This window comes from Parageobacillus sp. NEAU-HV-2 (assembly GCF_059115485.1).
Map to the genome: position 1 here is coordinate 288,560 of NZ_JBXUJJ010000001.1, position 25,103 is coordinate 313,662.

At 45.2% G+C, this 25,103-nt stretch carries 25 protein-coding genes and 2 riboswitches; of the genes, 14 read left to right on the forward strand and 11 right to left on the reverse strand.

Annotated elements, in window-relative coordinates:
• Window positions 1-33: 33 nt before the first annotated feature.
• Window positions 34-1,575, reverse strand: a complete 1,542-nt coding sequence (locus tag AC1WMD_RS01645) for a solute symporter family protein (RefSeq protein WP_043903857.1) — start codon at window positions 1,573-1,575, stop codon at window positions 34-36.
• Window positions 1,575-1,916, reverse strand: a complete 342-nt coding sequence (locus AC1WMD_RS01650) for a DUF485 domain-containing protein (RefSeq protein ID WP_043903858.1) — start codon at window positions 1,914-1,916, stop codon at window positions 1,575-1,577. The genes AC1WMD_RS01645 and AC1WMD_RS01650 overlap by 1 nt, the downstream gene beginning before the upstream one ends.
• Before the next feature lie 296 nt (window positions 1,917-2,212).
• Here AC1WMD_RS01650 and bcaP point away from each other — a divergent pair, with 296 nt between their 5' ends.
• From bcaP to AC1WMD_RS01665, 3 genes are all read left to right on the forward strand, one after another.
• The gene (gene bcaP / locus AC1WMD_RS01655; protein ID WP_494255840.1) at window positions 2,213-3,628 is read left to right on the forward strand and encodes a branched-chain amino acid transporter BcaP; all 1,416 of its coding nucleotides are present in this window, start codon (window positions 2,213-2,215) and stop codon (window positions 3,626-3,628) included.
• 161 nt (window positions 3,629-3,789) lie between these two features.
• Entirely contained in the window at window positions 3,790-4,536 is a 747-nt protein-coding gene (gene sigI, locus AC1WMD_RS01660) for an RNA polymerase sigma factor SigI (RefSeq protein ID WP_260676110.1), read from the forward strand.
• A complete protein-coding gene (locus AC1WMD_RS01665; RefSeq protein WP_494255841.1) occupies window positions 4,533-5,642 on the forward strand; it encodes an anti-sigma factor domain-containing protein in 1,110 nt (369 codons plus the stop codon). The genes sigI and AC1WMD_RS01665 overlap by 4 nt, the downstream gene beginning before the upstream one ends.
• Window positions 5,643-5,722: 80 nt before the next feature.
• Here the strand turns inward: AC1WMD_RS01665 and AC1WMD_RS01670 are convergent, their stop codons facing one another.
• Entirely contained in the window at window positions 5,723-5,932 is a 210-nt protein-coding gene (locus tag AC1WMD_RS01670; RefSeq protein WP_043903862.1) for an alpha/beta-type small acid-soluble spore protein, read from the reverse strand.
• 301 nt (window positions 5,933-6,233) lie between these two features.
• Between AC1WMD_RS01670 and AC1WMD_RS01675 the strand changes: the two genes are divergently transcribed.
• On the forward strand, window positions 6,234-7,484 hold the full coding sequence (locus AC1WMD_RS01675; RefSeq protein WP_494255842.1) for an MFS transporter: 1,251 nt from the start codon (window positions 6,234-6,236) through the stop codon (window positions 7,482-7,484).
• Between the two features lie 220 nt (window positions 7,485-7,704).
• Here the strand turns inward: AC1WMD_RS01675 and AC1WMD_RS01680 are convergent, their stop codons facing one another.
• Window positions 7,705-8,049 (reverse strand): DUF3905 domain-containing protein, encoded by a 345-nt coding sequence (locus AC1WMD_RS01680; RefSeq protein WP_494255843.1) that lies wholly within the window; start codon window positions 8,047-8,049, stop codon window positions 7,705-7,707.
• A gap of 101 nt (window positions 8,050-8,150) precedes the next feature.
• On the opposite strand from AC1WMD_RS01680, the gene AC1WMD_RS01685 reads away from it, so the two are divergent.
• Genes AC1WMD_RS01685 through AC1WMD_RS01695 form a run of 3 tightly spaced genes read left to right on the forward strand, consistent with a single transcriptional unit; the run spans window position 8,151 to window position 8,607 of the window.
• Window positions 8,151-8,303: a hypothetical protein gene (locus AC1WMD_RS01685; RefSeq protein ID WP_186003910.1), complete on the forward strand. Its 153-nt coding sequence runs from the start codon at window positions 8,151-8,153 to the stop codon at window positions 8,301-8,303.
• Window positions 8,300-8,461, forward strand: a complete 162-nt coding sequence (gene ykzP, locus AC1WMD_RS01690) for a protein YkzP (protein ID WP_043903871.1) — start codon at window positions 8,300-8,302, stop codon at window positions 8,459-8,461. Before AC1WMD_RS01685 ends, ykzP begins: the two co-directional genes overlap by 4 nt.
• Window positions 8,458-8,607: a hypothetical protein gene (locus tag AC1WMD_RS01695; RefSeq protein ID WP_494255844.1), complete on the forward strand. Its 150-nt coding sequence runs from the start codon at window positions 8,458-8,460 to the stop codon at window positions 8,605-8,607. Before ykzP ends, AC1WMD_RS01695 begins: the two co-directional genes overlap by 4 nt.
• Before the next feature lie 10 nt (window positions 8,608-8,617).
• Here the strand turns inward: AC1WMD_RS01695 and AC1WMD_RS01700 are convergent, their stop codons facing one another.
• Complete coding sequence (locus AC1WMD_RS01700; protein ID WP_043903872.1) at window positions 8,618-10,390, reverse strand: B12-binding domain-containing radical SAM protein; 1,773 nt, start codon at window positions 10,388-10,390, stop codon at window positions 8,618-8,620.
• Window positions 10,391-10,588: 198 nt separating this feature from the next.
• On the opposite strand from AC1WMD_RS01700, the gene AC1WMD_RS01705 reads away from it, so the two are divergent.
• Together AC1WMD_RS01705 and AC1WMD_RS01710 are read left to right on the forward strand one after the other, a co-directional pair.
• Window positions 10,589-12,808, forward strand: coding sequence for a PAS domain-containing sensor histidine kinase (locus AC1WMD_RS01705; RefSeq protein WP_043903873.1), 2,220 nt, complete (start codon window positions 10,589-10,591; stop codon window positions 12,806-12,808).
• A complete protein-coding gene (locus tag AC1WMD_RS01710; RefSeq protein WP_043903874.1) occupies window positions 12,798-13,295 on the forward strand; it encodes a methylated-DNA--[protein]-cysteine S-methyltransferase in 498 nt (165 codons plus the stop codon). Before AC1WMD_RS01705 ends, AC1WMD_RS01710 begins: the two co-directional genes overlap by 11 nt.
• Window positions 13,296-13,351: 56 nt before the next feature.
• On the opposite strand, the gene AC1WMD_RS01715 is transcribed toward AC1WMD_RS01710, so the two are convergent.
• The 6 genes from AC1WMD_RS01715 to AC1WMD_RS01740 form a co-directional block, all read right to left on the reverse strand.
• Entirely contained in the window at window positions 13,352-14,362 is a 1,011-nt protein-coding gene (locus AC1WMD_RS01715; protein ID WP_043903875.1) for an ABC transporter permease, read from the reverse strand.
• Window positions 14,307-15,854 (reverse strand): sugar ABC transporter ATP-binding protein, encoded by a 1,548-nt coding sequence (locus tag AC1WMD_RS01720; protein ID WP_043903876.1) that lies wholly within the window; start codon window positions 15,852-15,854, stop codon window positions 14,307-14,309. The genes AC1WMD_RS01715 and AC1WMD_RS01720 overlap by 56 nt, the downstream gene beginning before the upstream one ends.
• Window positions 15,851-16,996 carry a sugar ABC transporter substrate-binding protein gene (locus AC1WMD_RS01725; RefSeq protein WP_043903877.1) on the reverse strand — a complete coding sequence of 382 codons (1,146 nt, stop codon included), beginning with the start codon at window positions 16,994-16,996 and terminating at the stop codon, window positions 15,851-15,853. The genes AC1WMD_RS01720 and AC1WMD_RS01725 overlap by 4 nt, the downstream gene beginning before the upstream one ends.
• Window positions 16,983-18,053, reverse strand: coding sequence for an S-methyl-5-thioribose-1-phosphate isomerase (gene mtnA / locus AC1WMD_RS01730; RefSeq protein WP_494255845.1), 1,071 nt, complete (start codon window positions 18,051-18,053; stop codon window positions 16,983-16,985). The genes AC1WMD_RS01725 and mtnA overlap by 14 nt, the downstream gene beginning before the upstream one ends.
• A gap of 21 nt (window positions 18,054-18,074) precedes the next feature.
• Complete coding sequence (gene mtnK, locus AC1WMD_RS01735; RefSeq protein ID WP_494255846.1) at window positions 18,075-19,277, reverse strand: S-methyl-5-thioribose kinase; 1,203 nt, start codon at window positions 19,275-19,277, stop codon at window positions 18,075-18,077.
• An 82-nt stretch (window positions 19,278-19,359) separates the two neighbouring features.
• Window positions 19,360-19,525, reverse strand: a riboswitch (SAM riboswitch).
• Window positions 19,526-19,610: 85 nt separating this feature from the next.
• A complete protein-coding gene (locus AC1WMD_RS01740) occupies window positions 19,611-20,432 on the reverse strand; it encodes a carbon-nitrogen family hydrolase (RefSeq protein ID WP_043903880.1) in 822 nt (273 codons plus the stop codon).
• 96 nt (window positions 20,433-20,528) lie between these two features.
• Here AC1WMD_RS01740 and AC1WMD_RS01745 point away from each other — a divergent pair, with 96 nt between their 5' ends.
• From AC1WMD_RS01745 to mtnD, 5 genes are all read left to right on the forward strand, one after another.
• The gene (locus AC1WMD_RS01745; RefSeq protein WP_043903881.1) at window positions 20,529-21,731 is read left to right on the forward strand and encodes a pyridoxal phosphate-dependent aminotransferase; all 1,203 of its coding nucleotides are present in this window, start codon (window positions 20,529-20,531) and stop codon (window positions 21,729-21,731) included.
• A 71-nt stretch (window positions 21,732-21,802) separates the two neighbouring features.
• Window positions 21,803-21,914: riboswitch (SAM riboswitch) on the forward strand.
• 65 nt (window positions 21,915-21,979) lie between these two features.
• Entirely contained in the window at window positions 21,980-23,221 is a 1,242-nt protein-coding gene (gene mtnW, locus AC1WMD_RS01750; protein WP_043903882.1) for a 2,3-diketo-5-methylthiopentyl-1-phosphate enolase, read from the forward strand.
• Window positions 23,218-23,877 (forward strand): 2-hydroxy-3-keto-5-methylthiopentenyl-1-phosphate phosphatase, encoded by a 660-nt coding sequence (gene mtnX / locus AC1WMD_RS01755; protein ID WP_043903883.1) that lies wholly within the window; start codon window positions 23,218-23,220, stop codon window positions 23,875-23,877. Before mtnW ends, mtnX begins: the two co-directional genes overlap by 4 nt.
• The gene (locus AC1WMD_RS01760) at window positions 23,874-24,515 is read left to right on the forward strand and encodes a methylthioribulose 1-phosphate dehydratase (RefSeq protein ID WP_043903884.1); all 642 of its coding nucleotides are present in this window, start codon (window positions 23,874-23,876) and stop codon (window positions 24,513-24,515) included. Before mtnX ends, AC1WMD_RS01760 begins: the two co-directional genes overlap by 4 nt.
• Before the next feature lie 23 nt (window positions 24,516-24,538).
• The gene (gene mtnD, locus AC1WMD_RS01765; protein ID WP_166911249.1) at window positions 24,539-25,081 is read left to right on the forward strand and encodes an acireductone dioxygenase; all 543 of its coding nucleotides are present in this window, start codon (window positions 24,539-24,541) and stop codon (window positions 25,079-25,081) included.
• The last annotated feature ends 22 nt before the right edge of the window (window positions 25,082-25,103 follow it).

Consider the following 25,103-nt stretch of genomic DNA (forward strand, 5'->3'; position numbering starts at 1 on the left):
GCACAATCCAGCTTTAAACGTGTACTAGACATGTTAGTTAGCAAGTTCTTTGATTCCTGTATTCGCTTTCACAAGAATTTCATCAAATTTTTTGCTGTCCTCTTTTTGCGAAGAAAGAAGCGTACCGATAATCGCAGCAATGAACCCTAGCGGAATCGAAACGATGCCAGGATTGGCAAGCTTAAAGAGCGGTTCGCCGACCAAAATAGCAGCGCCCGGTTCCGGCGACCAGACGTTTGGACTGAAGAAGACGAGCAACAATGCACTGAATAGACCGACGATCATCCCTGTAATGGCGCCGGTTGTATTAAAACGCCGCCAGAAAATAGTAAAGACGAGAATCGGCAAGTTGGCGCTCGCTGCGACGGCAAATGCTAGCGAAACAAGGAAGGCGACGTTCATTTTTTGCGCGAATAACGCTAGCAAAATCGATAAAATCGATACACCGACAGCCGCCCAGCGGGCCGCAACCATTTGTTCCTTTTCCGTCGCTTGGCCGCGGCGAAGAATATGGCTGTAAAAGTCATGGGCAAACGCGGATGCCGCAGATAAGACAAGACCGGCAACTACCGCCAAAATCGTCGCAAAGGCGACTGCGGAAATGAACGCGAAGAGGAAATCTCCGCCGAGCGTTTCCGCCAATAATGGTGCCGCCATATTTCCTGCTGGGTTGGCAGCGACAATTTTGTCATAGCCAACGAATGCGGCAGCACCGAATCCTAAGAAGATCGTCAATACGTAGAAAATGCCGATAACCCATGTCGCATAGACGACCGATTTGCGCGCGGTCGGTGCGTCTTTTACCGTGAAGAAGCGGATTAAAATATGCGGAAGTCCTGCTGTTCCTAAAATGAGCGCCAAATTGAGCGAGATCGTATCAAGCGGGTCTTTGAATTTGTTTCCTGGATTAAGAAACGCTTCGCCGAGTGGCGTAGCCGTCTTTACTTCGTTAAACATTTTGATGAGGCTGAAGTCAAATTTTGCAAAGACCATGATCGAAATAATAAACGTACCAAACATTAATAAGACCGCTTTTACGATTTGCACCCAGCTGGTTGCCATCATGCCGCCAAAAACGACGTAAATCGTCATTAGCACGCCAACAATGAGGACGGAGTATACATAATCAATTCCCAATAATAGCTTAATGAGGCCGCCGGCGCCGACAAGCTGAGCAATCATGTAAAACGTGGAAATAGCAATCGTATTCAAGGCGGCAACACCGCGTACTTTTTTATCATCGAACCGTGCGGCAATCATATCAGCCATCGTATATTTTCCGAGGTTGCGTAGCGGTTCGGCGACAATATAAAGCACGACTAAATAGGCAACAAGGAAGCCAATACTATAGAAGAAGCCGTCAAATCCGGCTAATGCAATCATTCCGGCAATTCCCAAGAATGAGGCAGCAGACATATAGTCGCCAGCAATGGCCAAACCGTTTTGCCAGCCGGTTAAGCTGCTGTCGGCTGTATAAAACTCGCTCGTTGTTTTTGTTCGTTTCGAAGCGAAGTAAGTGATGACAAGAGTCAGCGCCACGATGATTAAAAAGAGGAAAAAGGCTAATCCATGCATTATACACTTCCTCCTTCCTTCGCTTCTTGTTTAATTTGCTCAACCATTTCGTCAAATTTGGCTGATCGTTTAGAGTAAAGCGCACATAATGTCCATGTCATAATGAACTGGGCAAACGCAAACAACCACCCCCAACTGATCGGACCGATCGCAGGCGAATTTAACACTTTAGAATAAGAAGTCAAAATTGGGAGGGCAAAGTAAAAAATGAGGAAGAATAGTGTTAACGGCAAAATGAAATTTTTCTTTGCGCGCATCAGTTGCTGAAAAGAGGAAGATTGCGCAATTTGCGTATAATCGATCGATGTGCGTTCCTTGAGAGAACGTTCCTGTAATGCCATGGAAAAATCCCTCCTTAAGTTTATTTAGATTTAGTTGGAATGATCAAAAAACGATGTGTTCCCCCTTTCATTATTCAAAAAATTGCCACAAATTCATTATATATTTATCTGAAAAATTTGTAAATTAAAAATCTTCTTTGATATAGGGAATTATTTCGTAATTTTAATGCGTAAATGGTAAAAATTTTTTGTTGTTTTTGTTATTTTCTAACTTTACAAAAATTAATGAATCATGTAAAATCCTAATTGTATTATTCGACAAATTTCCGCAAAAAACGACAAGGAGAGACATTATAATGAGTTTATTGAGGAAAAAGCCTATACAAATGCTTTTAGGTGGGGCTGGTCAAAAAGGCGCTTCCTTAAAAAAGGAATTGGGTGCATTTGATTTAACGATGCTCGGTATTGGTGCGATTATTGGTACGGGAATTTTTGTGTTGACTGGGGTTGCCGCGGCAGAACATGCCGGTCCGGCATTGGTTCTTTCCTTTATTCTTTCCGGTCTTGCTTGTGTGTTTGCGGCGCTTTGCTATGCGGAGTTTGCTTCAACGGTTCCGGTATCAGGAAGCGCTTACACATATAGCTATGCAACGTTTGGAGAATTAATCGCCTGGATTTTAGGATGGGATTTAATTTTAGAATATGGCGTAGCCTCCTCAGCCGTTGCGGTCGGCTGGTCCGGCTACTTCCAAGGTCTGCTTTCGGGATTTGGCATCGAACTTCCAAAGGTGTTGACGAATGCCTATGATCCGGCAAAGGGAACGTTTATTGATCTACCGGCAATTTTGATTGTCCTTTTTATTACCTTTTTGCTAAATCTTGGTGTAAAAAAATCAGCTCGTTTTAATGCCATTATTGTTGTGATTAAAGTGGCGGTTGTATTACTGTTTTTGGCTGTTGGGGTATGGTACGTGAAGCCGGAAAACTGGTCGCCATTTATGCCGTTTGGGTTTTCCGGAGTAGCAACCGGTGCGGCGACAGTCTTCTTTGCATACATCGGTTTTGACGCGGTTTCGACCGCGGCGGAAGAAGTGCGTAACCCGCAGCGGAATATGCCGATCGGAATCATTGTTTCGCTGCTTGTTTGCACGTTATTATATATCGCGGTCTCGTTAGTGCTGACTGGAATTGTTCCATATGAACAATTGAATGTGAAAAATCCGGTTGCGTTCGCGTTAAACTATATTCACCAAGATTGGGTTGCAGGTTTTATTTCGCTAGGAGCGATTGCTGGGATCACAACGGTATTGCTGGTGATGATGTATGGGCAAACTCGCCTGTTTTACGCAATCAGCCGTGACGGCTTGTTGCCAAAGGTGTTCTCGAAAATAAATCCGACCCGTCAAGTGCCGTTTGTCAATACTTGGATTACAGGAGTCGTTGTTGCGATATTTGCAGGAGTGATTCCTTTAAATAAACTGGCCGAACTTACCAATATCGGAACATTATTTGCTTTCATCACTGTTTCTATCGGTGTTCTTGTTTTACGAAAAACACAGCCGCATTTAAAACGTGCTTTCCGCGTACCGCTCGTTCCGGTTATTCCATTATTGGCTGTCGCCTTTTGTGGATATTTAGTTCTTCAGCTTCCGCGAATGACATGGATAGGTTTCGCATCATGGCTTGCAATCGGCCTTGTCATTTACTTTGTATACGGCCGCAAGCACAGCACGCTCAACTATGAGAAAGAGACAGAAGAAAAAGTCGGATAATCGATCAGTCCACAAAGACCTTTGTCCTAGGGCAAAGGTCTTTGTTCTTATGCACGCAAATAAAAATGTAACAAATTTCCGATTGAATAACCACCAGATTTCCGTTAAGATGTACGAATGATATTCCTAGGGAGCGTTAGTTCGTCTCTCGGATAAATGGGGTGAAATCCATGTTTAGCATATTATTTTCATTAAAAAAGGAGAGAACGATCGAACAACAGGTAAGCGAAATCCAGAAAGGCAATCAAACGCTGCGTAATCAGCTTATTCAGCAATATAAACCGTTTATTATAAAAACCGTTTCAAACGTATGCAAGCGATTTATTCGTGAGGAGGATGATGAGCTGAGCATCGGGTTGATCGCGTTTAACGAAGCGATTGAGAAATATGCGCCGCATAAAGGGGGTTCTTTTATTTCCTTCGCCGAGCTGCTCATTAAAAGACGTTTAATTGATTACATCCGCAAAGAAGCTAGGGTTAGGGATATTGTATTACATACGGATGAAGATGATGAAAATGCTGTACAAACGTATTTAGATACAAAATTGTCAATAGACGAATTTTACAAACAAATCGAGCAGGAACAGCGCCGCGAGGAAATTATCCATTACCAGCAAGTGCTTAAGGAATTTGGCATTCACTTTTATGACCTTGTTGAGCAATCACCGAAACATAAAGATGCCCGCATTAACGCGATCAACGTGGCTAAATTGGTGGTTGATGATAAGGAGCTGTTAAAACAGCTTTTTCAAAAAAAGCAATTGCCCATTAAGCAATTGGAAAATATGGCCGAAGTGAGCCGCAAGACGATAGAGAGAAATAGAAAATACATTATTGCGGTGGCCGTTATTTTAGCGGGGGATTACGTTTATTTAAAGGATTATATAAAAGGGGTGCTTCCATCGTGAAAAAAGGGATTGTATTAGAACTAGACGAGGAATTTGTAACATTATTGACGCCGGAGGGGGAGTTTATTCAAGTAAGGAAAGAGAAGGACTATGAAATAGGAGAAGAAATCGAAGCGAGGGTGATGAAAAAACCCATTGTTTGTCGTCGTTCATTCCGATATGTCATAACAAGTTTGGTGGCAGCAGTGGCACTTTTAGTTGCAACATTGTTTCATTTTCCTTCTAGTGAAGTTTACGCTTACATGTCCATTGATATTAATCCAAGCATCGAAGTTGGAGTGGATGAGCAGCTAAAAGTATTAAAATTAAAGGCATACAACAAGGAAGGAAAAAAGATTATTTCACAGCTCTCTCATTGGAGGAAAAAAGCATTTGTTGACATTACCGAGGAAATTATCGAATTAAGTATGAAAAAAGGATATTTGCAAAAAGGTGGGCAAGTATTGATTACAACAGTGGAGAGAAAACACCGTGCTGCATCTTCACGGGAACTTTCTACAGAGTTAACGAAAATTCAACATTCGTATCAGCAGAAAAACATTATCGTAAAGACAGAAGAAAGCACGATGGAAGTACGAAATAAAGCGGTAAAAAAGGGAATGACAACGGGAAAACTGCTGCAAATTGAACAAAAGATCAAGTCAGTTTCGCCTAAGGAGAAAAAAACAGAAAAACCGTTGAAACAAAACGATGGGGAGAATGACCGGCAGACGAACAATTATTGGTTCAATGAAAAAGATGAGCAGAATCACGAAAAAAATAACGGTCATGAAAAAAATGAGCAGCAGATGATCAACTATCCATTACAGAAGAAAGATCAACAGGAAGAAAATAAAAGTAATGAAAAGAAAGAAATGCAACAAAATCATTATCCATCTGAGGAAGAAGATGGAGAGAAACAAAAAAAAAGTAACGATAAGGAATTTGGAGAAAAATGTAAATCATCTATAAAAAATAGTCAACCTCATAACCGTCATCGATCGTATGATCATCACTGGAAACATCATCAAAGAAAGAACAATAAACAGGACGAATATCATGGAAAACAAAACTATGACAAGAACTCCCAAAAAGCATTTAAACATGATGAACACGAAAATGAATGAGAAAATGAACAGGAAAAGCAAAACAACCACGTATTAGTAAGCAATAAGCCGAGTGAATCCACTCGGCTTTAGACGCCATATTATTCAGTTTTTTGGGAAGTCGAGCCGGCAAGCTGGCTTTGCGCTTGAGCGACTAATCGTTTTGTAATTTCTCCTCCGACAGAGCCGTTTGAGCGAGAAACGGTATTAGCCCCTAATTGCACGCCAAATTCTTGGGCAATTTCATATTTTATTTGTTCTAACGCCTGTTCAATTCCAGGAACAAGCAATTTATTGCTTGATCTTGCCATTGTCTTCAGCCTCCTCATGTATAAAATTTGTTGCATGTTTAGTATGTGGAATTAGAATAAGTCGTATAATGAAAATTAAAGAGATTTTTGTTAAATTTTGGTATAAATATTTAAAAATATTCTATTGTGGCGAGAAGGCTATAGCAGGAAAATGATTTTTGATTCCAATATATCACAAACGAAAAATGGAAAAATATGTGTCTTGTCTCATTGTAGGCAAGGTTTTTGTTTTTGTATGGTTAACGAAAAAACGGAAATGATAAACATGTAACATTAATGAAATAAGAGGCAGGAATGAACGATGGAATGGATAGAGCAAATGCCGAAACAGGCAAGGAAAGTGGCGGGAAAAGGGTGGGTGACTGCATCCCTTGCTTCAATTCCGCTAGTGATGACGCTTGGAAATTCAATGTTAATACCAGTGTTACCGACCATTGAAAAGCAACTACATATTACTTCATTTCAATCGAGCTTACTCATTACGATGTATTCGGTTGTGGCAATTATTTTTATCCCAATCGCTGGATATATGAGCGACCGGATTGGGAGAAAGAAAGTGATTATTCCAAGTTTATTGCTGGCAGCTATTGGAGGGCTTATTTCGGGATGGGCATCATGGAAGATGAACGAGCCGTATGGAATGATCATTGCCGGAAGGATGTTGCAAGGACTTGGAGCAGCGGGAGCGTTTCCGGTTGTGCTGCCGCTTGTCGGTGATTTATTTCCTGATGACAGTGAGGCGAGCAGTTGTCTAGGGACAATCGAAACAGCGAATACGTTTGGTAAAGTATTAAGCCCGATCTTAGGCGCGATATTCGCGAGCATCGTTTGGTTTTTACCGTTTTTCGCGTTTCCGCTGTTTTGTGCTATTTCGCTTCTGATGATGCTTTTGTTTGTAAAATCTCCTTCGAAACAGGATCATCCTCTTCCGTTTCAGCAATTTTTACAAAATGTTAAAACGATTTTTCAAAGAGAAGGGCGTTGGCTATATGCGATTTTTGCCATTGGAGGTTTATTAATGCTCGTTTTATTTGCCTTTCTTTTTTTCTTATCAAGCCGTCTTGAAGATTACGGCATCGATGGAATGAAAAAAGGATGGGTGCTTGCCATTCCGCTTGGTGCGCTTTGCGCAGCATCATTTATTACGGGAAAGAAAATCGGTGAAAATAAAACGTTAATGAAATGGATCATTGCCGCTGGTGGTATGCTGGCTGGGACGGCCATCATTGCCATCAAATTCTTTCCGTCTCTTTGGTGGATGGTTGCGCTTTTTTCGCTTTCCGGCGTTGGCATTGGCATGATGCTGCCGTGTTTGGATGCGTTGATTACGGAAGGAATTGAAAAAAAAGAGCGGGGAACGGTGACATCATTTTATAGCTCACTAAGATTTATTGGTGTCGCAGCGGGACCGCCGCTTGCTGCGCTGCTTATGAAAAAGGAGACATCCATGCTGCTGTTTTTGTTAGTTGCATTATGTTTTCTTGCCAGTGCCATCACATTTGTAGCGATTAAACCAGAAAAAGAAGGAGAGAAAGCAACAGGAAAACAGTAATATGTAAAGCAATGCCCTGGTATGATTGCTTATCGACTTCCTTTCGATGACGCGAAACATCCATACAAATTCTTTGATGAAAAGAGCGATGTAAAACCGAAATATAGCAGCACAAGCAGAGGAAAAGGGATATCACAATAGTGAGGATATCCCTTTTTTGCTTTTTGAAAACGTCAATAAATGTTGTTGCGAAACGAGGAAAGGAAAGCGAGACTTTAGGCTAATCTTGTCCATAGCTTGTATCAATGCTTGGGTGCATAAATGGAATACCTTGTGACTGCCGTTTTGCTTCAAGAAGCTCGCGATTTTCTTCTGTATTCCAGCCGATGTCGTTTGTCGGATGCACCCATTCGTCGCCTGCCATGATGCTCGGGTCGATATCATCACTCCAGTGATTCAGCGGCGAATTTGGCGAGTTATATTTGCTGTCGCCGATCACGACACCATATTTATTGACAAATGGAGGCTGCATTTTTATGCCAGTTCCTTTAAATGATGGGGCATGGATTTGATGAGGCATTGTCTCATCAAGAATTGGCGATTCGACTTTCTTATCTTCATCCATGTTTATCACCTCAATGGTAGTGTGAGCGAAAATATATATTGTTATGAATAAACCGTACAGTGTTTAAGGGAAAATAAGAAAAATGGCAAAGGGGGATGTCAATGAAAAGCAGTTCATTTCCTGTCGCCCATCTGCACGAGGGGGCGCTAAAAAAAGTGCAAGACTTAGAAAAACGTTTACGTGAGGAAACAGGAGAAGAAATCGTGCTTATTGCCTATAAACATAAAAACAATGCACAGGAGGGAGATAAATGAAGAGAAAAGTGAAATTTGATGCGGCGAAAAACAATAACAAAACGCCGACAGAAAGCTTGCCGGATACTGAATTTGCCGCTCAGTATGCCGGAGAAGAAGACATGATCCGTGGTGCGAACCGCAATTCGAAAAAAGGGCGCCAAGGAGAAGGGCAATGAAGCCAAGAGAAGAAGAAAAACGAGAGCGCGGACATAACGAAGCACACGAGGAAATGGCGTTTGAATTTGGTGACTTTAACGCCCACCAGCCGTTTCAGCTAATGGAAGAGAGAAAACAGCAGAAAAAGGCGAAAAAGCAAAAGTAGGGGACATCCCCTACTTTTTTATTGTAGTATTCGGAAAAGAAGATAGCGGTGCGGAAAAAATCATTGTTTGCCATTGAATCGGGTCAAAATAAGCGATCATAACAGTCGGGATGAAACGTATTTCTTTCGTTTCTGTATAGTGGGTGATGTCGATTGGGACAATTTCCATGACCGTATGTTTAAATAAATCCTTTTCATCCAGTTCCAGCGCGATAAATTCACGGCCGAGCAAATCAGGCTGCTCAAGCAGTTGGCGATACAACGCAGCGCGCAGCGATTTGTCCGTTTTTTCCTCCCACCACGGTTTGCGCGGCTTATGTTTTTGATTGCGCAAATAATCGTACTTCATTAACGCTTCAATGATTGGAAGTTCATCCAGTTTTTTTGTTTGCAAAAATTCATATAGACGGCGGAATAAGTCTTCGAGCTGATGCCCGATTTTCGCCCAACCGCGTTCGTCCCAGTAGGTGCCGAATTCTTGGAAGAAATCAAACGGCGACGGGAATACGTTGGTGACTAAATACTCGATTGTCTCATCCATCCGATGCGCGTTCCAATATTTCTCTAACACATCTTCCACTTGTTTAATGCGGATGATGTCATCAAAAGAAAGCACGTTATTTTGCAATACTTCATATGGTGCGTGGTCCATAAATACGTAGCCGTAGTCTTTTGCGCGCAGACGAAGACCGGTGCCGCGCAGCATTTTTAGAAAGCCAAGCTGCAATTCTTCCGGGCGGAGGGCAAAAACGTCGTTAAACGTTTTGCGGAACGATGTATAATCTTCTTCCGGAAGGCCGGCAATTAAATCGAGGTGCTGCGCAATCTTTCCACCTTCTTTAATCATTGTGACCGTGCGCGTGAGCTTGGCAAAATTTTGCTTGCGCATAATCAGCCGGTTAACTTCATCGTTGGTTGACTGAACGCCGATCTCAAAGCGGAACAGCCCCGGCGGCGCTTCTTTATTTAAGAACTCAATGACTTCCGGGCGCATAATATCGGCGGTAATTTCAAATTGAAATACGGTCCCAGGAACATGTTCGTCAATAAGAAATTGAAACATATCCATCGCGTAGCTGCGGCTGATGTTGAAAGTACGGTCGACAAATTTAATCGTGCGCGCGCCATGTTTCATTAAGTAGCGGATATCTTCTTTAATTTTTTCGCGGTCGAAATAGCGCACGCCGACCTCGATGGAAGATAGGCAAAACTGACAGCTGAACGGGCAGCCGCGGCTTGTTTCGACATAGACGATGCGTTTTGGCAAATGGGGAATATCATCTGGGAAACGAAACGGCGAAGGCATATCCGTTAAGCGAATCTTGTTTCGCTGCGGGTTAACCACGATGTTTCCATTGTCGCGGAACGCGAGTCCATGAATATGACGGAAATCGCGGTTTCCTCGCATCTCTAGCAAAAACTGTTTAAACGTTTCTTCCCCTTCACCAATGACAATAAAATCAAACTCCGGCACCGTCTCCATCCATTCGCGCACATCATAGGATACTTCCGGTCCACCCACGACGATCGCAATATCGGGAGCGACTTTTTTTAGCATTTTCACTACTTTGATCGTTTCTTCAATGTTCCAAATATAGCAGCTGAATCCGATAATATCTGGTTTTCGCTGATAAAGATCTGTGGCGATATTGATTGCGGGATCTTTAATGGTATATTCGACAAGCTCTATATCAAATTCCGGCTGGGCATACGCTTTCAAGTAACGAATCGCCAAATTCATATGAATATATTTCGCGTTTAGTGTTGTGCAAATAATTTTCATTGGAACAAACCCCTTTATCAAAGCATAGAAAAACAACATTTTAATATAACATATTTTAGACAAAAGAAAAAGGAGAAAAACTTGTCGAATATTGCAAAAATTTATTTCTACGGAATTTTAAAAAAATAGAGAAGGAGTAAAATTTTCCATAGAGAATATATATTAATTTGATATGGTTATGGAGAAGGAGAGATCTTTATGAACCATAATCTTTCTCCCCGTGAAGAACGAAACGTAATAGCGGACGTAAGATTGTTGGAAGAAGAAAATAGACGGCTAAAAGAACGGTTAAACAGTTATTCGATCATTTTTGAACGTTCATTAGATGCGATTGTCATTTTTAATAAACACGGTGAGTTTGTTGATGTGAACGAAGCAGCTTGTAAACTATTTGAAATGGATAAACGTGAGTTAATTGGCAAAAAATTATCGATGTTTCTCGAGTTAGTCCCACCGGATATTTTAATGTTTCAGCAGTCGATGTTACATAAATTTGGTTCGTTCAGCGACGAGTTGTTGATCAAGCTGGCAAACGGAAAAGTGAAGCATATTGAGTTTTCCATCAAAAAAGATGCGTTTAACGAATACGACTTGGTGATTATGCGTGATATTTCCGCCCATAAAGCGCTGGAGCGGGAGCGGATTATTCATGAGTTTTTGTTTAAAGATGTGTTTAACCGGGCGGTGGACAGCATTGTCATTTTCGATGAATTCGGCCGGTTTATCGATGTGAATCCCGCTTTTTGCATGAGTTTAAATCTAGAGAAAACAAAATTATTAAATCTATCGTTTCAGCAGTTCATCGCAAAAGAATATGTCGATGATTTTGTCCGCCTGCTTGCCGAGCTGAAAGAAAAAGGAACGGCAAAAGGGGAGCTGTCGCTCGTCCGTTTGGACGGCACGGTCAAAATGTTTGAACTGACAACGACATCCAATGTATATAGCGGTTTTTATATGGCGATTATGCGCGATGTGACTGATCGGAAAAATATGGAGATTAAACTGCAAAAAAGCGAAGAAAGGTTTCGTGCCATTTTCGAGCAGGCGCACGAGGCGATTTTAATTTGGGATGACTATGGGTATATTTTGAATGCCAACCGTGCCGCAAGCCGGACGTTCGAGTTGCCGTTGAACTTGCTTGTACGGAAAAATTTGCTTGATTTCCTTGACTATGACGATGAGAAAGTAAAGTGCATTTTTGCGAAGTTTCGCAAAAAAGGGGAAATCCGCGATGAACTGACGTTTCATATGCCGAACGGAGAAGACAAGCAGCTGGAATTTACGATGAAAAAGGGAGCAATTGATGGGTACCATTTGACGATTTTCCGCAACGTAACGGAACGGAGAAAAATAGAAAAGGAACTGCGCGAAAGCGAGCAAAAATTCCGCAGCATTTTTGACCACGCGATGAATGGAATATTATTATGGGGCCAAGGGTATCGCATTTTGGATGTTAACCCGATCGCCTGTGAAATATTCCAAGCGGAGAAAGAACAACTGCTTCACCGGCCAATTACAGAATTTATCCCGGAAAAGGCGCGCAAGCATTTCCAGAGGCTGATCCACCAAAGCGAGCGCGTTGGAGAGGCGTATGCCGAGGTCGACTTTTCCAATGATGGCAAGCAGAAAATTATTGAATTTGCACTCAAAAAGGAAATCATCCCTGGCGTCGGAATGATGATGCTCCGGGATATTACTGAAAGAAAGGAAATGGAGCTGCAGATAAGAAAATCAGACACCTTGAATATAGTAGGAGAACTGGCCGCGGGCATTGCTCATGAAATCCGCAATCCGATGACAGCGCTGAAAGGATTTATTCAGTTATTGCAAGGAAGCATTAAAGAAGATTATTCGATGTATTTTAACGTCATTATGTCTGAATTAAAACGGATTGAATCCATTATTACCGAGTTTCTCGTTCTTGCCAAGCCACAGGCGATTCAATATCAGCAAAACGACGTATGTAAAATCATGCAGGATACAATCGATTTGATCAACGTGCAAGCGATGATGCACAACGTGCAGATTGTCGCGGATTTCGCTCCGCAGCTCCCGCTTATTTATTGCGAGCCAAACCAACTAAAGCAAGTGTTTATCAATATATTAAAAAATGCGATTGAAGTGATGCCAAAGGGCGGGGATATTACAGTTCGCATTTGGCAGATCGATCGCAACCACATTCGCATTTCCATTACCGATCAAGGCTGCGGCATTCCGCAAGATAAAATTAAAAAGCTCGGCGAGCCGTTTTATACCACAAAAGAGCGCGGCACTGGACTAGGATTGATGGTTAGCTATAAAATTATTGAGGAACACCAAGGAAAAATTGATGTAGAAAGTGAAGTCGGCGTCGGTACGACGTTCTATATTACACTCCCGATCAAAAGGGTAGAGAAAGAGGACGATCATGAAACTTGAATTCAGCATCTATCCATCTGATTTACTCGGAAATATCTATGTAGTTTCCGACGGCGAAGCGATCGTCAGCGTCCAGCTGTTTGAGGAAGATTGGCGCGAGCTTTGCCAGCAATATGAAATGATAAAAAGCCGTTCTCCCTTATTAGAAAACGCTGTGTCGCAGCTCGATGAATATTTTCGCGGCAGACGGAAAGCGTTTGACCTGCCTTTGAAGTGGAAAGGAACGGACTTTCAGGAACAAGTATGGCAGGCGCTTTGTGAAATTCCGTACGGAACGACGGTCAGCTACAGTGATATTGCGAGCAAAATCGGTCGCCCGAAAGCGGTGCGGGCGGTTGGACAAGCAAACCGCGCCAACGAGCTGGCCATTCTCGTTCCTTGCCATCGGGTAATCGGGAAAAACCGCTCGCTGACGGGATACGCCGGCAGCCGCATCGATGTCAAGGCGCAGCTGCTCGAGCTCGAACAACGGTATAATATGACATAAAAAAACTAGAAGCAGTGGTCCGCTTCTAGTTTTTTATGAGCATGAATGAAACATTCCTATTTTTTTTGTATATGCGATAAAGCGAGCGCTCCTACTAAAATTGCCCCTTTAATAATATCTTGGGCGTAATACGGAACGTTCATCATCGTCAACCCGTTGAGCAGAACCCCCATTAAAATCGAGCCAAACAGCGTGCCGATGACATTCGGTTTTCCGGCGCCAAATACGGAAAAGCCGATATATGCGGCCGCTACGCCGTCCATTAGAAAGGAAGCGCCGGCCGATACTTGTCCCGTTCCGATGCGGGAGGCGAGAACAATGCCGCCAAGCGCCGCAAAAAAGCCGCTGATGACGTACGCATATGTGCGATAGCGGTTGACAGGAATCCCCGAAAGCCGTGCTGCTTCGCGATTTTCCCCCGTCATATAGAACAATCTCCCCGGTTTGGTGTACGTCAAAAACAAATGGGAAGCAATAACGATGATTAGCATAAGCAAAACGGAAAACGGAATGCCAAACACTTCCCCTTGGCCGATAAATAAAAAGGAAGGAATGAATTTGCCCGGCGCCGTTCCTCCGTCTGGAAGCGGCATGTCGTTGTAGATGGAAAATCCTTTCGTATATGTCAGCTGCACGCCGTTAATCGCATACATCGTCGCCAATGTAGCCAATAAATCCGGCAATTTCAATTTCACAATTAATAACGAGTTTAATAAGCCGACGGCGATTCCAAGCAAAAGCGGAACAAGCAACGTAACGAGAATTTCCTGGCGATATAATACGAGCGCCGCGGCGCTGGCGATGGTTGCTAGGCTGACAGTCGAGCCGACGGATAAATCAAATCCATCGACAATAAGAGAAAATGTAATGCCAATCGCAACGAGTGTAACGATGGAAATCGAGCGCAAAATATCGCTGAAATTTTCGTACGTAAAAAAGCGGTCTTGTGTGATGCCAAAATAAGCGATAACAACGAGAATGGCAAGCAATGTGCCATGTTTATACAAAAATTCAAGAAGAGATGGCGCTTGCCTTTTCTTGGCGACCGAAACGGCTGGCTGTGCCATCCACCTCACCTCCGCTGCAGTAATAAATGAGTTGTTCATAGGTGATATCATGGGCAGGCACGCGTTGGATCAGCTTGCCGTCCACCATGATGTAAATCGTATCGGCAATATCAAGCAGTTCTTGAAATTCGCTTGTTAAATACAAAATCGCTTTTCCCTCGTCGGCAAGGGAGCGGATGATCGAAAATACTTCTTGCTTGGCGTTGATGTCAATTCCTTTTGTCGGCTCGTCAAAAATAAATACGCGCGCATCGGTTTTTAACCATTTCCCGATCACGACTTTTTGCTGGTTGCCGCCGCTTAATTGCCGCACGCTTGCTGACAGGAAAGGCGGATGAATTTGCAAGGAATCGACAAGTTGCTTGGCAACGGCCGTCTCTTTCTTCTGCAGCACCCACTGCCATTTCGTCAATGAGGATAGCAGCCGGACGGTAAGATTGGTGCGAACCGATTCCTGCAGAAAAAGCCCTTGTTTTCTCCGTTCTTCCGGAATTAAGCAAATGCCGGCCGCAATCGCCTCTTTTGGGGAAGAAAACACATAACGTTTTCCGTCTATCCACCATTCGCCTGTCGTTTTGCTGCTGGCAATTAAACTTTCCGCCAATTCCGTTTTTCCTGCTCCGACAAGCCCGGCGATGCCGACAATTTCCCCTTTATGAACGTGCAGGTCGACCGTTGTGTTTGTTTTTGCGATATGGAGCTGTTTCACTTCAAAAAGAAGGTCATCCCCGTATGTGCGCGTTTCCCTTTGCGCGGCTGTATAAGAGCGTCCCACCATATAGCGGATCATTTCCTCTAGAGAAAGAGAGGCGACATCCCCATGGTGGACGACGTTCCCATCGCGCAAAATCGTGACGCGGTCGCAAATCTCTTTAATTTCCTTTAGTTTGTGAGAAATATAGATAAATGAAACACCTTGCCCTTTGAGCTCATTGATAATCGCAAACAGCCGCTTTGTTTCCGTCTCGCTCAGCGCGGCGGTCGGCTCATCCAAAATGATGTAGCGGGCCGAGGAGGACAGGACTTTTGCCAGAACAATCAGCTGTTTTTCATGCAGGGAACATTCGCGGATGAGCTTGGCCGGCGAAATCGACAGGCCGACGCGGCGCAACAACTCTGCAGCCCGCTCTTTTTGCTGTTTCCAAGAAAGAAAAGGCTTTTGTTTTGTCTTGGCGATCTCATCGGCGGCAATATTTTCATAGACGGTCAGTGCCGGAAAGAGAGCCGTATCGACTTCCTGAACCACTAAACCGATGCCCGCCTTTTTGGCATCGGCAGGCGAGGAAAACTGATATTCTTTTCCATCAATCGTAATCGTACCTTGATCAGGGGAAAGAGCGCCGGCCAGAATTTTCATTAATGTGCTTTTTCCGGCACCATTCATCCCTAAAAGGGCGTGAACTTCCCCATGTTGAACATGGAGGCTCACGCCGTTTAATACGTTGACAGCGCCAAATGATTTATAAATATTGTTCATGTAAAGGCCGTTCATTTGTTCTTCACCTGTGCTTCCAGCGTTTTCATCCAAGGGGAAATCGCCACATTCGACTGTCCCCATCCGGCGATGTATTGGTGAAGGTCTTTCATCGACACTTGTTGGTTAGGCAAGTCGGACCGTTTGACTAAATGCGGTTCGAGTGAGTAAATGTTTGGCGTTTTTTCCCCGGCGATTTTTTGATAAGCAAAGCGGACTTGGACGCGGCCGACTTCCGCCGGGTCTGTTGCGGTTGTAGCGACCCATGGGCTGTTTGGCTTTTGCATCATTTGCAAATCTTCATCGCTTAAATCAATGCCATATACTTTAATTTCACTGCGTCCTGCTTGTTCGATCGCGCGCGTTGCGCCTTTGGCAAATTCGTCCCAAGTCGCAAACACCGCATCAATATCGCCTTTATTCGGATATTTTTTCAAAATCGCTTCCATTTGCGTTTGCGTGTCCAAAGCGGTATTGGCGCTGGCTGTACCGAATTTCGCCACTTCTTTGATGTTCGGATAGCGCTTTTTAAACGCATCGTAAATCACATGGCGCCGCTCCATCGGCGTAAACCCGCCAACCCAAATCGTGACAATGTTTCCCTCGCCATTTAAGTCTTCGGCCAACGTTTTTAACGTTTTCCAGGCGAGGCTGTAGTCGTCTTGGTCAATGACCGTTACGCCTGGGATGTTTAAATCGTTGTCAAATGCGACGACAGGAATGCCTTTTTCGACCGCCTTTTTCACCGGTCCTTCGAGCGCATCGGCACGACCATGGTCTAAAAGAATCGCATCAACATTTTGCGTAATCGCTGTTTCGACATAGGAAGCCATTTTCGTTAAATCGTTGTCCGCGTTGTAAATTTGCACCTCGCCGCCGAATTTTTGCACTTGTTCTTTTACGCCGGCGATATATTGCGAAGAAAAGGTGCCGATCGACATTTGCATAATGGCGGCGATTTTAATCGGTTTCTTTAATTTGGCAGGGATTTCTGCCTGTTCGGTCGCTGCCGCCGTCGTTTTGCTTGTTGTCTCGGCCGTGCCGTTTTCTTGTTTGGCCGGTTTGGAACTGACGGCATCTTGTTCGTTCATGCAGCCGCTCAGGATGATGATAACGGAAAAAAGAAATGCGAATAAATAGTTCAGCCTAAATCGCTTCATGGTGTGCCTCCTTTGCAAATAGTGCTGACAGTTTGGTTTCATAATTGCCGCGAATAATGCCTTTTTCGGTAATGATAGCCGTAATGAGATGGTGCGGCGTGACGTCAAAGGCTGGATTATAGACGTTGACCCCTTCTGGGGCAATTCGCGTTCCGGCAAGATGGGTCACTTCTTCCGGATTGCGCTCCTCAATCGGAATTTCATCGCCTGTTTTTGTCGCTAAATCGATCGTCGACAGCGGCGCGGCTACATAAAACGGAATGCCGAACGCTTTGGCCAGCAAGGCAAGGCCAAACGTGCCGATTTTATTGGCCGTATCGCCATTAGCGGCAATGCGGTCAGCACCGACGATGACGGCGGTAATGTTTTTTGCTTTGATCGTCTGCGCTGCCATATTGTCGGTAATAAGCGTCACATCTACGCCGGCCTGCATCAATTCCCACGTCGTCAATCTTGCCCCTTGCAGGACAGGGCGTGTTTCCGATGCGTACACGTGCAGGTTCATTCCTTTTTCTTTCGCCAAATAAAACGGGGCAAGCGCTGTGCCGTACCGGGCGGTGGCGATCGAGCCGGCGTTGCAAATCGTTAAAATGCGATCGCCGTTTTGAAACAAAGAAAGCGCATGTTCCCCGATCCGTCGGCAAACGTCTTCATCTTCAATTTGAATGCGAATCGCTTCATGGACGAGCGTCGTTTTTGCTTCATTGACAGAGGAAACATGGGAGACGCTCGTAACGAGGCGGTCTAGCGCCCAAAACAGATTGACCGCCGTTGGCCGGGCGCTTGCTAAGTAGTCACGGTCTTTTTGCAGTTGTTTTTTGAAATTTTCCACTGATTCTGTTTCATATTGCTGAGCGGCAAGCGCGAGGCCGTAAGCGGCGGTAATGCCGATTGCCGGTGCGCCGCGCACTTTCAGCGACGCAATCGCCTCCCAAACGTCTTTAATATTTTTCAATTGCAAATATTCCGTCACTAAAGGCAACTTTTGCTGATTTAAAATCGTAATATGCGTGTCGTTCCACTCTACAGAGCGAGGAATTACGAATGGTTCTGCCATATGGTTCTTCCTTTCATTATGTTAATTCGCTGGTGTTAGCACGGTTTGTGCGAAAAGAGAACGAATTTCTTTGGTACTAGATAATGTTTCACGTTGCAAGATGAGGCTTCTGCCAAGACGAAGCGCATGTCGTTTTGCTTGCAAACGGTTCTCTTTATTTTCGATGCCGTCAAGATCAGCAACATGTGCCAACCCAATCGTGCGGCGGATTACTTCGCAGCCGGCAAAACCGATCGCATCGACAAAGGTGTTGTGCAGCACCTCTTCTAATAGTCCTTTCGTTTTTGCATACGGCTCGACATTGTGCGTATGCCAAAGTTCAGAAAAGATCGTCGCAAATACATCCCAAGTTTTGTCGATATGGGCAAATAACGGTTCTTGTTGTGGTTCTGGGCGGGACAACGCATTTAACAATAAGTTTGCGAAAAACTGACCGATATCAAAGCCGAACGGGCCGTAAAACGCAAATTCCGGATCGATAATTTTTGTTTCTTCTTCGCTGGCGAAAATGCTGCCTGTGTGTAAATCGCCGTGAATGAGCGCATCCCCTTCGGTTAAAAACTTGCGCTTTAATTTGGCAACTTCTAAATGAAGCTTGTCATCGTTCCAAAGCGCTTCGACATCGTCGCGCAGTTCTTCTTCAAAGTTGTTCGTTTCATGATTAAAAAACGGATCGGTAAATACGAGATCTTCCGTGATTTTGCACAGTTCGGGATTGACAAAGCTTTGCGCCAGCTGTTTTTTTTCTTGCTGATTCATGCCGAAATCCGACGTGTAAAATAACGTTTTTGCGATAAATTCGCCGATATGTCGGGATAGAAGCGGATATGTTTTTCCTTCGATTAAGCCTTTGCGGGCAATTTGCAAATGGGATAAATCTTCCATCACGGTAATGGCTAAAGATTCATCGGAATAGTAAACTTTTGGCACATATTGCGGCGCATAGCTTGCGAATGTGCGCAGCGCATTGCTTTCGATTACCGCGCGTTTTAAGGTGAGCGGCCAGCTTTCCCCAACGACTTTCGCATATGGAAGGGCTTGTTTGATGATAATTCCTTTTTTCGCTTCTTTATCGACGATGCGGAAAACGAGATTAAGGTTACCGTCCCCGATTTCCCGGCAGACAAGCGGCGCTCCTTCGCGGAAGAGGCCGAGGCGCACGGCTAAAGAAATGGCTCCTTGTTCTGTTAACGGTTCATAAACGGATGAATGTGAGATCGACATTGGAATAAAATCCCCCTTCATAACTAAATTAAAAAGCCTCTTTCTGCGTAGAAAGAGGCTTGAAGATTCCAATTCTTCGCACCTCTTATCTTCCAGAAAGAACGAGTCTTTCTGTTGGACTTAGCACCGTGCCCTGCGGAAGTTGGAACTTCCGGCGCCGAAAAAACGTGCGCCCTATCTCACGATAGTATTACGGTCGGTTGCTGGGCTTCATTGGGCCAATTCCCTCAGCCAACTCTTGATAAGAGTATTTTCAGTATATTCATTTTTCGAATTTTTGCTTATGTTAGAAAATATTTGTGCGTTTGATTCGAATCATACACGCTGACGAATTTATTTGTCAATACTTTTTGTAAAATTTTTTTCTGCCGCCTGATAATATTCAGGACGGCGGTCGGCAAAAATCGGGATGCGCGCCCGCACTTCCTGCACTTTTTGCAAATCGATTTGCGCCGTGAGTGCGCAAGGCTCCTCGCCCGCCTCGGCAATGATTTCTCCCCATGGATCGATGATCATGGAATGGCCGGCAAACACGTTGTTCGGGTCGCTGCCGGCGCGGTTGCAAGCGACGACATAGCATTGATTTTCAATGGCGCGCGCCGCAAGCAGCGTGCGCCAATGGGCAAGGCGGGGGAGCGGCCACTGGGCAACGACAAACAGCACTTCCGCCCCCTGGACCGCATGGACGCGGATCCATTCCGGAAAGCGGATGTCATAGCAAATGACACCGGCGCATAAGGTGTTTTCGAGCGTAAATAAACCGGTATCCTCCCCAGGCTGGAGGTAAAGATGTTCATCCATCAACTGAAAGAGGTGCAGTTTGCTGTATTCGCCAACGACTGTGCCGTTTCGGTCGACGACATACATCGTGTTTGTCACGCCTTTTGCCGTTTTTTTGGCGACTGAACCGGCGACAAGATGGACGCGGTACGATTTTGCCAGTTTGGTAATGAACGCTTTCACACGTTCGCCGTTTTCATCGGCGATTTCATCGAGACGAGTTAAGTCATAGCCAGTCGTCCATAGTTCAGGAAGAACGATGACATCCGGACGTTCTTTTGCAATTTTTTCTATTTCTCTTTCTACAACCTGTTCGTTTTCGTGCGGACTGCCGAAGACAATATCCAGCTGCAGGCAGGCAATTTTTAATGTCATTCGTGTTCACCTCGAAAAAATTTACTTTACATTTTGATTTTTACGATATATGATGTTGCACTAGAATTTCAAGAAATTTTTGAGAAGGTGTTAAGCATGACAAAACAATTTCCGTTATCCGACCTGTTAGAAGGGCTTCCAAAGCAGTTTTTCGCCTCATTAGTCGCGAAAGTAGCCAAAAAAATCGCGGAAGGATACGATGTCATCAATTTAGGGCAAGGAAATCCGGATCAGCCGACACCGCCACATATCGTTGAAGCGATGCAAAAGGCGGTGGCAAACCCGAAATATCACAAATATTCGCCGTTTCAAGGGTATTCTTTTTTGAAACAGGCGGTTGCCGAGTTTTACGAACGGGAATACGGCGTGACCGTTGACCCCGAAAAAGAAGTCGCCATTTTGTTCGGCGGCAAAGCGGGGCTTGTCGAGATTCCGCAATGCCTCGTGAATCCTGGTGATATCGTGCTCGTTCCTGACCCGGGGTATCCTGACTATTGGTCGGGGATTGCGCTGGCGCGTGCAAAAATGGTGATGATGCCATTGCGTGCCGAACATGGGTTTTTGCCTGATTATAGTGACATTCCTCGCCATATTGCAGAAAAAGCTAAACTTATGTTTTTAAATTATCCAAATAATCCAACCGGAGCGACTGCTTCGCAGGAATTTTTCGAGGAAACGGTGTCGTTTGCCGCCAAGCACGGGATTTGCGTCGTCCATGATTTTGCTTACGGTGCGATTGGCTTTGATGGAAAAAAACCGGTTAGCTTCCTTCAGGCAGAAGGGGCAAAAGACATCGGCGTGGAAATTTATACGTTTTCGAAAACGTATAATATGGCGGGCTGGCGCGTCGCATTTGCCGTCGGCAATGAAAGCGTGATTGCGGCGATTAATTTGCTTCAGGACCATTTATACGTCAGCCTGTTTGGCGCGATTCAAGAAGCGGCAGCAACCGCTCTTCTTTCCTCGCAGCGCTGTGTCGAAGAGCTTGTCGCCTTATATGAATCACGGCGCAATACGTTTATGGCGGCATTGCGGCAAATCGGCTGGGATGTCGCGCCACCGAAGGGCTCGTTTTTCGCGTGGCTGCCGGTGCCGCACGGCTGGACGTCGGAACGTTTTTCCGATTATTTGCTTGAAAAAGCGCATGTGGCTGTCGCGCCGGGAATCGGGTTTGGCGAGCATGGGGAAGGCTATGTGCGCGTTGGCTTATTGACGAGCGAAGCCCGTTTACAAGAAGCCGCGGAGCGGATTGGCAAGCTTTGTCTTTTTGAAAACAAAAAAATGATTGACAACGTTTAAAAATGCTGTCATAATTCAAATTAAATTTGCATGCACGAATAGTCCGAAAAGTGAATACAATATTGCAAGCATTCTTATCAAGAGTAGGTGGAGGGACAAGCCCAATGAAGCCCGGCAACCGGCTTGGCGGTGATCGCGAAGCACGGTGCTAATTCTTGCAGCGGAAACGCTGAGAGATAAGAAGAGTGTCAATTTCAATGCCTCTTCTTATGAAGAGGCTTTTTTGATGAAGAGAAAGAGGGATGAACATGAGTCAAGTCATTGCCACATATCTTATTCACGATGAGAAAGATATAAAGAAAAAAGCAGAAGGCATCGCCCTTGGCTTAACGGTTGGCACATGGACCGACCTGCCTCTATTGGAACAAGAGCAACTGCGCAAACATAAAGGGGAAGTCGTCCATATACAAGAGTTGGAAGAAAGCGAACGGGTAAATCAGTATTTTGGCAAACGGCTGAAGCGCGCGATCGTGCAAATCGCTTATCCGACAGTCAACTTCAGCGCTGACATTCCGGCGCTTTTGGCAACGGTGTTCGGCAAGCTGTCTTTAGACGGAGAAGTAAAATTGCTAGATGTAACGCTCCCTGACGCTTGGAAAAAACAGTTTCCGGGTCCGCGCTTCGGCATCGATGGGATTCGCCAAAAAGTCAATGTATATGACCGTCCGCTTCTCATGAGCATTTTTAAAGGCATTATCGGCCGCGATTTAGCATATTTAACCGAACAGCTGAAGCAGCAGGCGTTTGGCGGGGTCGATCTTGTCAAGGATGATGAAATTTTATTTGACAGCGATGTGCTGCCGTTTGAAAAACGGATTGCGGATGGGAAAGCGGTGCTCAACGAAGTGTTCGAACAGACGGGAAAACGAACGTTATATGCCGTCAATTTAACCGGCAAAATGTTCGAATTGAAAGAAAAAGCAAAACGCGCGGTGGAGCTGGGCGCGGATGTATTGCTGTTTAACGTTTTTGTATACGGGTTGGATGTATTGCAAGGATTACGCGAGGATGAAGAGATTGCCATTCCGATTATGGCTCATCCGGCATTCAGCGGCGCGCTTACCCCGTCGGAATTTTACGGTGTTAAAGCGTCCTTGCTGCTTGGCAAGCTGCTTCGTCTTGCCGGGGCCGACTTTGTCTTGTTCCCATCGCCGTACGGAAGCGTCGCGATCGACAAAGAAGAAGCGCTTGGCATCGCCAAAGAATTAACGGATGAGAAGGAGCCGTTAAAACAGGCGTTTCCGGTGCCGTCAGCGGGCATTCACCCAGGGCTGGTGCCGCTTCTGTTCCGCGATTTCGGCGTAAACAGCGTCGTCAACGCCGGCGGCGGCATTCACGGCCATCCAGACGGAGCGGCAGGGGGCGGCAAAGCGTTCCGCGCTGCCATCGATGCTGTGCTTGCCGGCAAATCTTTACATGAAGCGGCCCGTGACAATGAGGCGTTGCAAAAAGCGCTCGACCTGTGGGGCGCAGTAGAGGTGACATCATGACCAAACGAGTGATCTTTTGCGATTTTGACGGAACGATTACGGACAATGACAACATTATCGCGATTATGAAGCAGTTTGCGCCGCCCGAGTGGGAAGCGTTAAAAGATGATATATTGGCGCAGCGCATCTCCGTGCAGGAAGGGGTGGGGAAAATGTTTTCCCTGCTTCCATCGAGCCGGAAGGAGGAAATTACGGATTTCATTTTGCAAACCGCCCGCCTTCGCGACGGGTTTCGCGAATTTGTCGCATTTACAAAGGAGCACGACATTCCGCTTTATGTCGTCAGCGGTGGCATCGACTTTTTTGTCTATCCGCTGTTAGAAGGACTGGTCGAAAAAGAGCGCATTTTTTGCAACAGTGCTGATTTCAGCGGCGAGACGATCCGCATCACATGGCCGCATGCGTGCGATGGCCAGTGCCAAAACGGCTGTGGCTGCTGCAAGCCATCCTTGTTGAGAAAACTGGCCGTGCCGGATGCATTTCATATCGTGATCGGCGATTCGATCACTGATTTAGAAGTAGCGAAACGGGCTGACCACGTCCTCGCCCGCGACTTCCTGCTAGACAAGTGTCAGGAGCTCGATCTTCCGCACACGCCGTTTACAACGTTTTTCGATGTCATTCATTTTTTGCAGACGATGGAGGTAAACGTATGAGCATCGTTGTGAAAAAATGGAGGGAGTTGGCCGAAGTCAAGGCAGAGCTGGCAGAGCGCGATTGGTTTTTCGCGACGAGCGGCAACTTGTCCATCAAGGTAACGGAGAACCCGCTGACTTTTCTTGTCACCGCAAGCGGTAAAGACAAGCGCAAGCAGACAGACGAAGATTTTTTGCTTGTCGACGCGTTCGGGCATCCGGTCGAGAATACAAATTTAAAGCCGTCCGCGGAAACGCTGCTGCATGTGGAAATTTACAATCGGACAAATGCCGGCTGCAGCCTCCACGTCCATACAGTTGATAATAATATTATTTCCGAGCTGTACGGGGATAAAGGAGAAGTCGCATTTTCCGGACAGGAAATCATTAAAGCGTTCGGGCTGTGGGAAGAAGATGCGACGGTCCGCATCCCGATTATTCCGAATTATGCGCACATTCCGACGCTGGCCAAGGAATTCGCCAAACATGTCAACGGGGATGCCGGTGCGGTGTTGATCCGCAATCACGGCATTACCGTCTGGGCGCGGGACGCGTTTGAGGCAAAGAAGTTTTTAGAAGCGTGGGAGTTTTTATTCAGCTGGCACGTCAAGTGGCTGCTGCTGAAGCAGACCGCTGTGCTGCCGGTTGTTAAACCATAAAATTGATGGAGGGGGAAATTCCAATGGCAGTAATCAAAGTGAGAAAAACGGGAGAAGTGATTGAAGGGGATGAAAATGTCCGCAGCTTTTTAAACAAACAAGGCGTGTTGTACGAGCATTGGGACATTAACAAACTACCGGAACATTTGCGCGACAAATATGTATTGACCGACGAAGAAAAAGAGGAAATTTTGGCGACGTTTAAAGAAGAAATTGAAGATTTGGCGGCGAGAAGAGGCTACAAAACGTGGGATATTGTCGCCTTATCGGATGCGACGCCGAATTTAGATGAACTGTTGAAAAAGTTTGAACAAGTGCACATTCATACGGAAGATGAAGTGCGCGCTATTACTGCTGGCCATGGCATTTTTATCATCAAAGGGGACAGCGAAACCGGCTATTTTGATGTCGAATTGGAAGCTGGCGATGTCATTTCCGTGCCGGAAGGAAACCCGCATTATTTCACCTTAATGGACGACCGCCAAGTCGTCGCCGTCCGCTTGTTTATCGACCCGTCCGGCTGGGTTGCCCATCCGTATGAAGAAAAAGAAGAAGTAGGCCAGTAAGGCGATAACCCCCCTGTTTCCC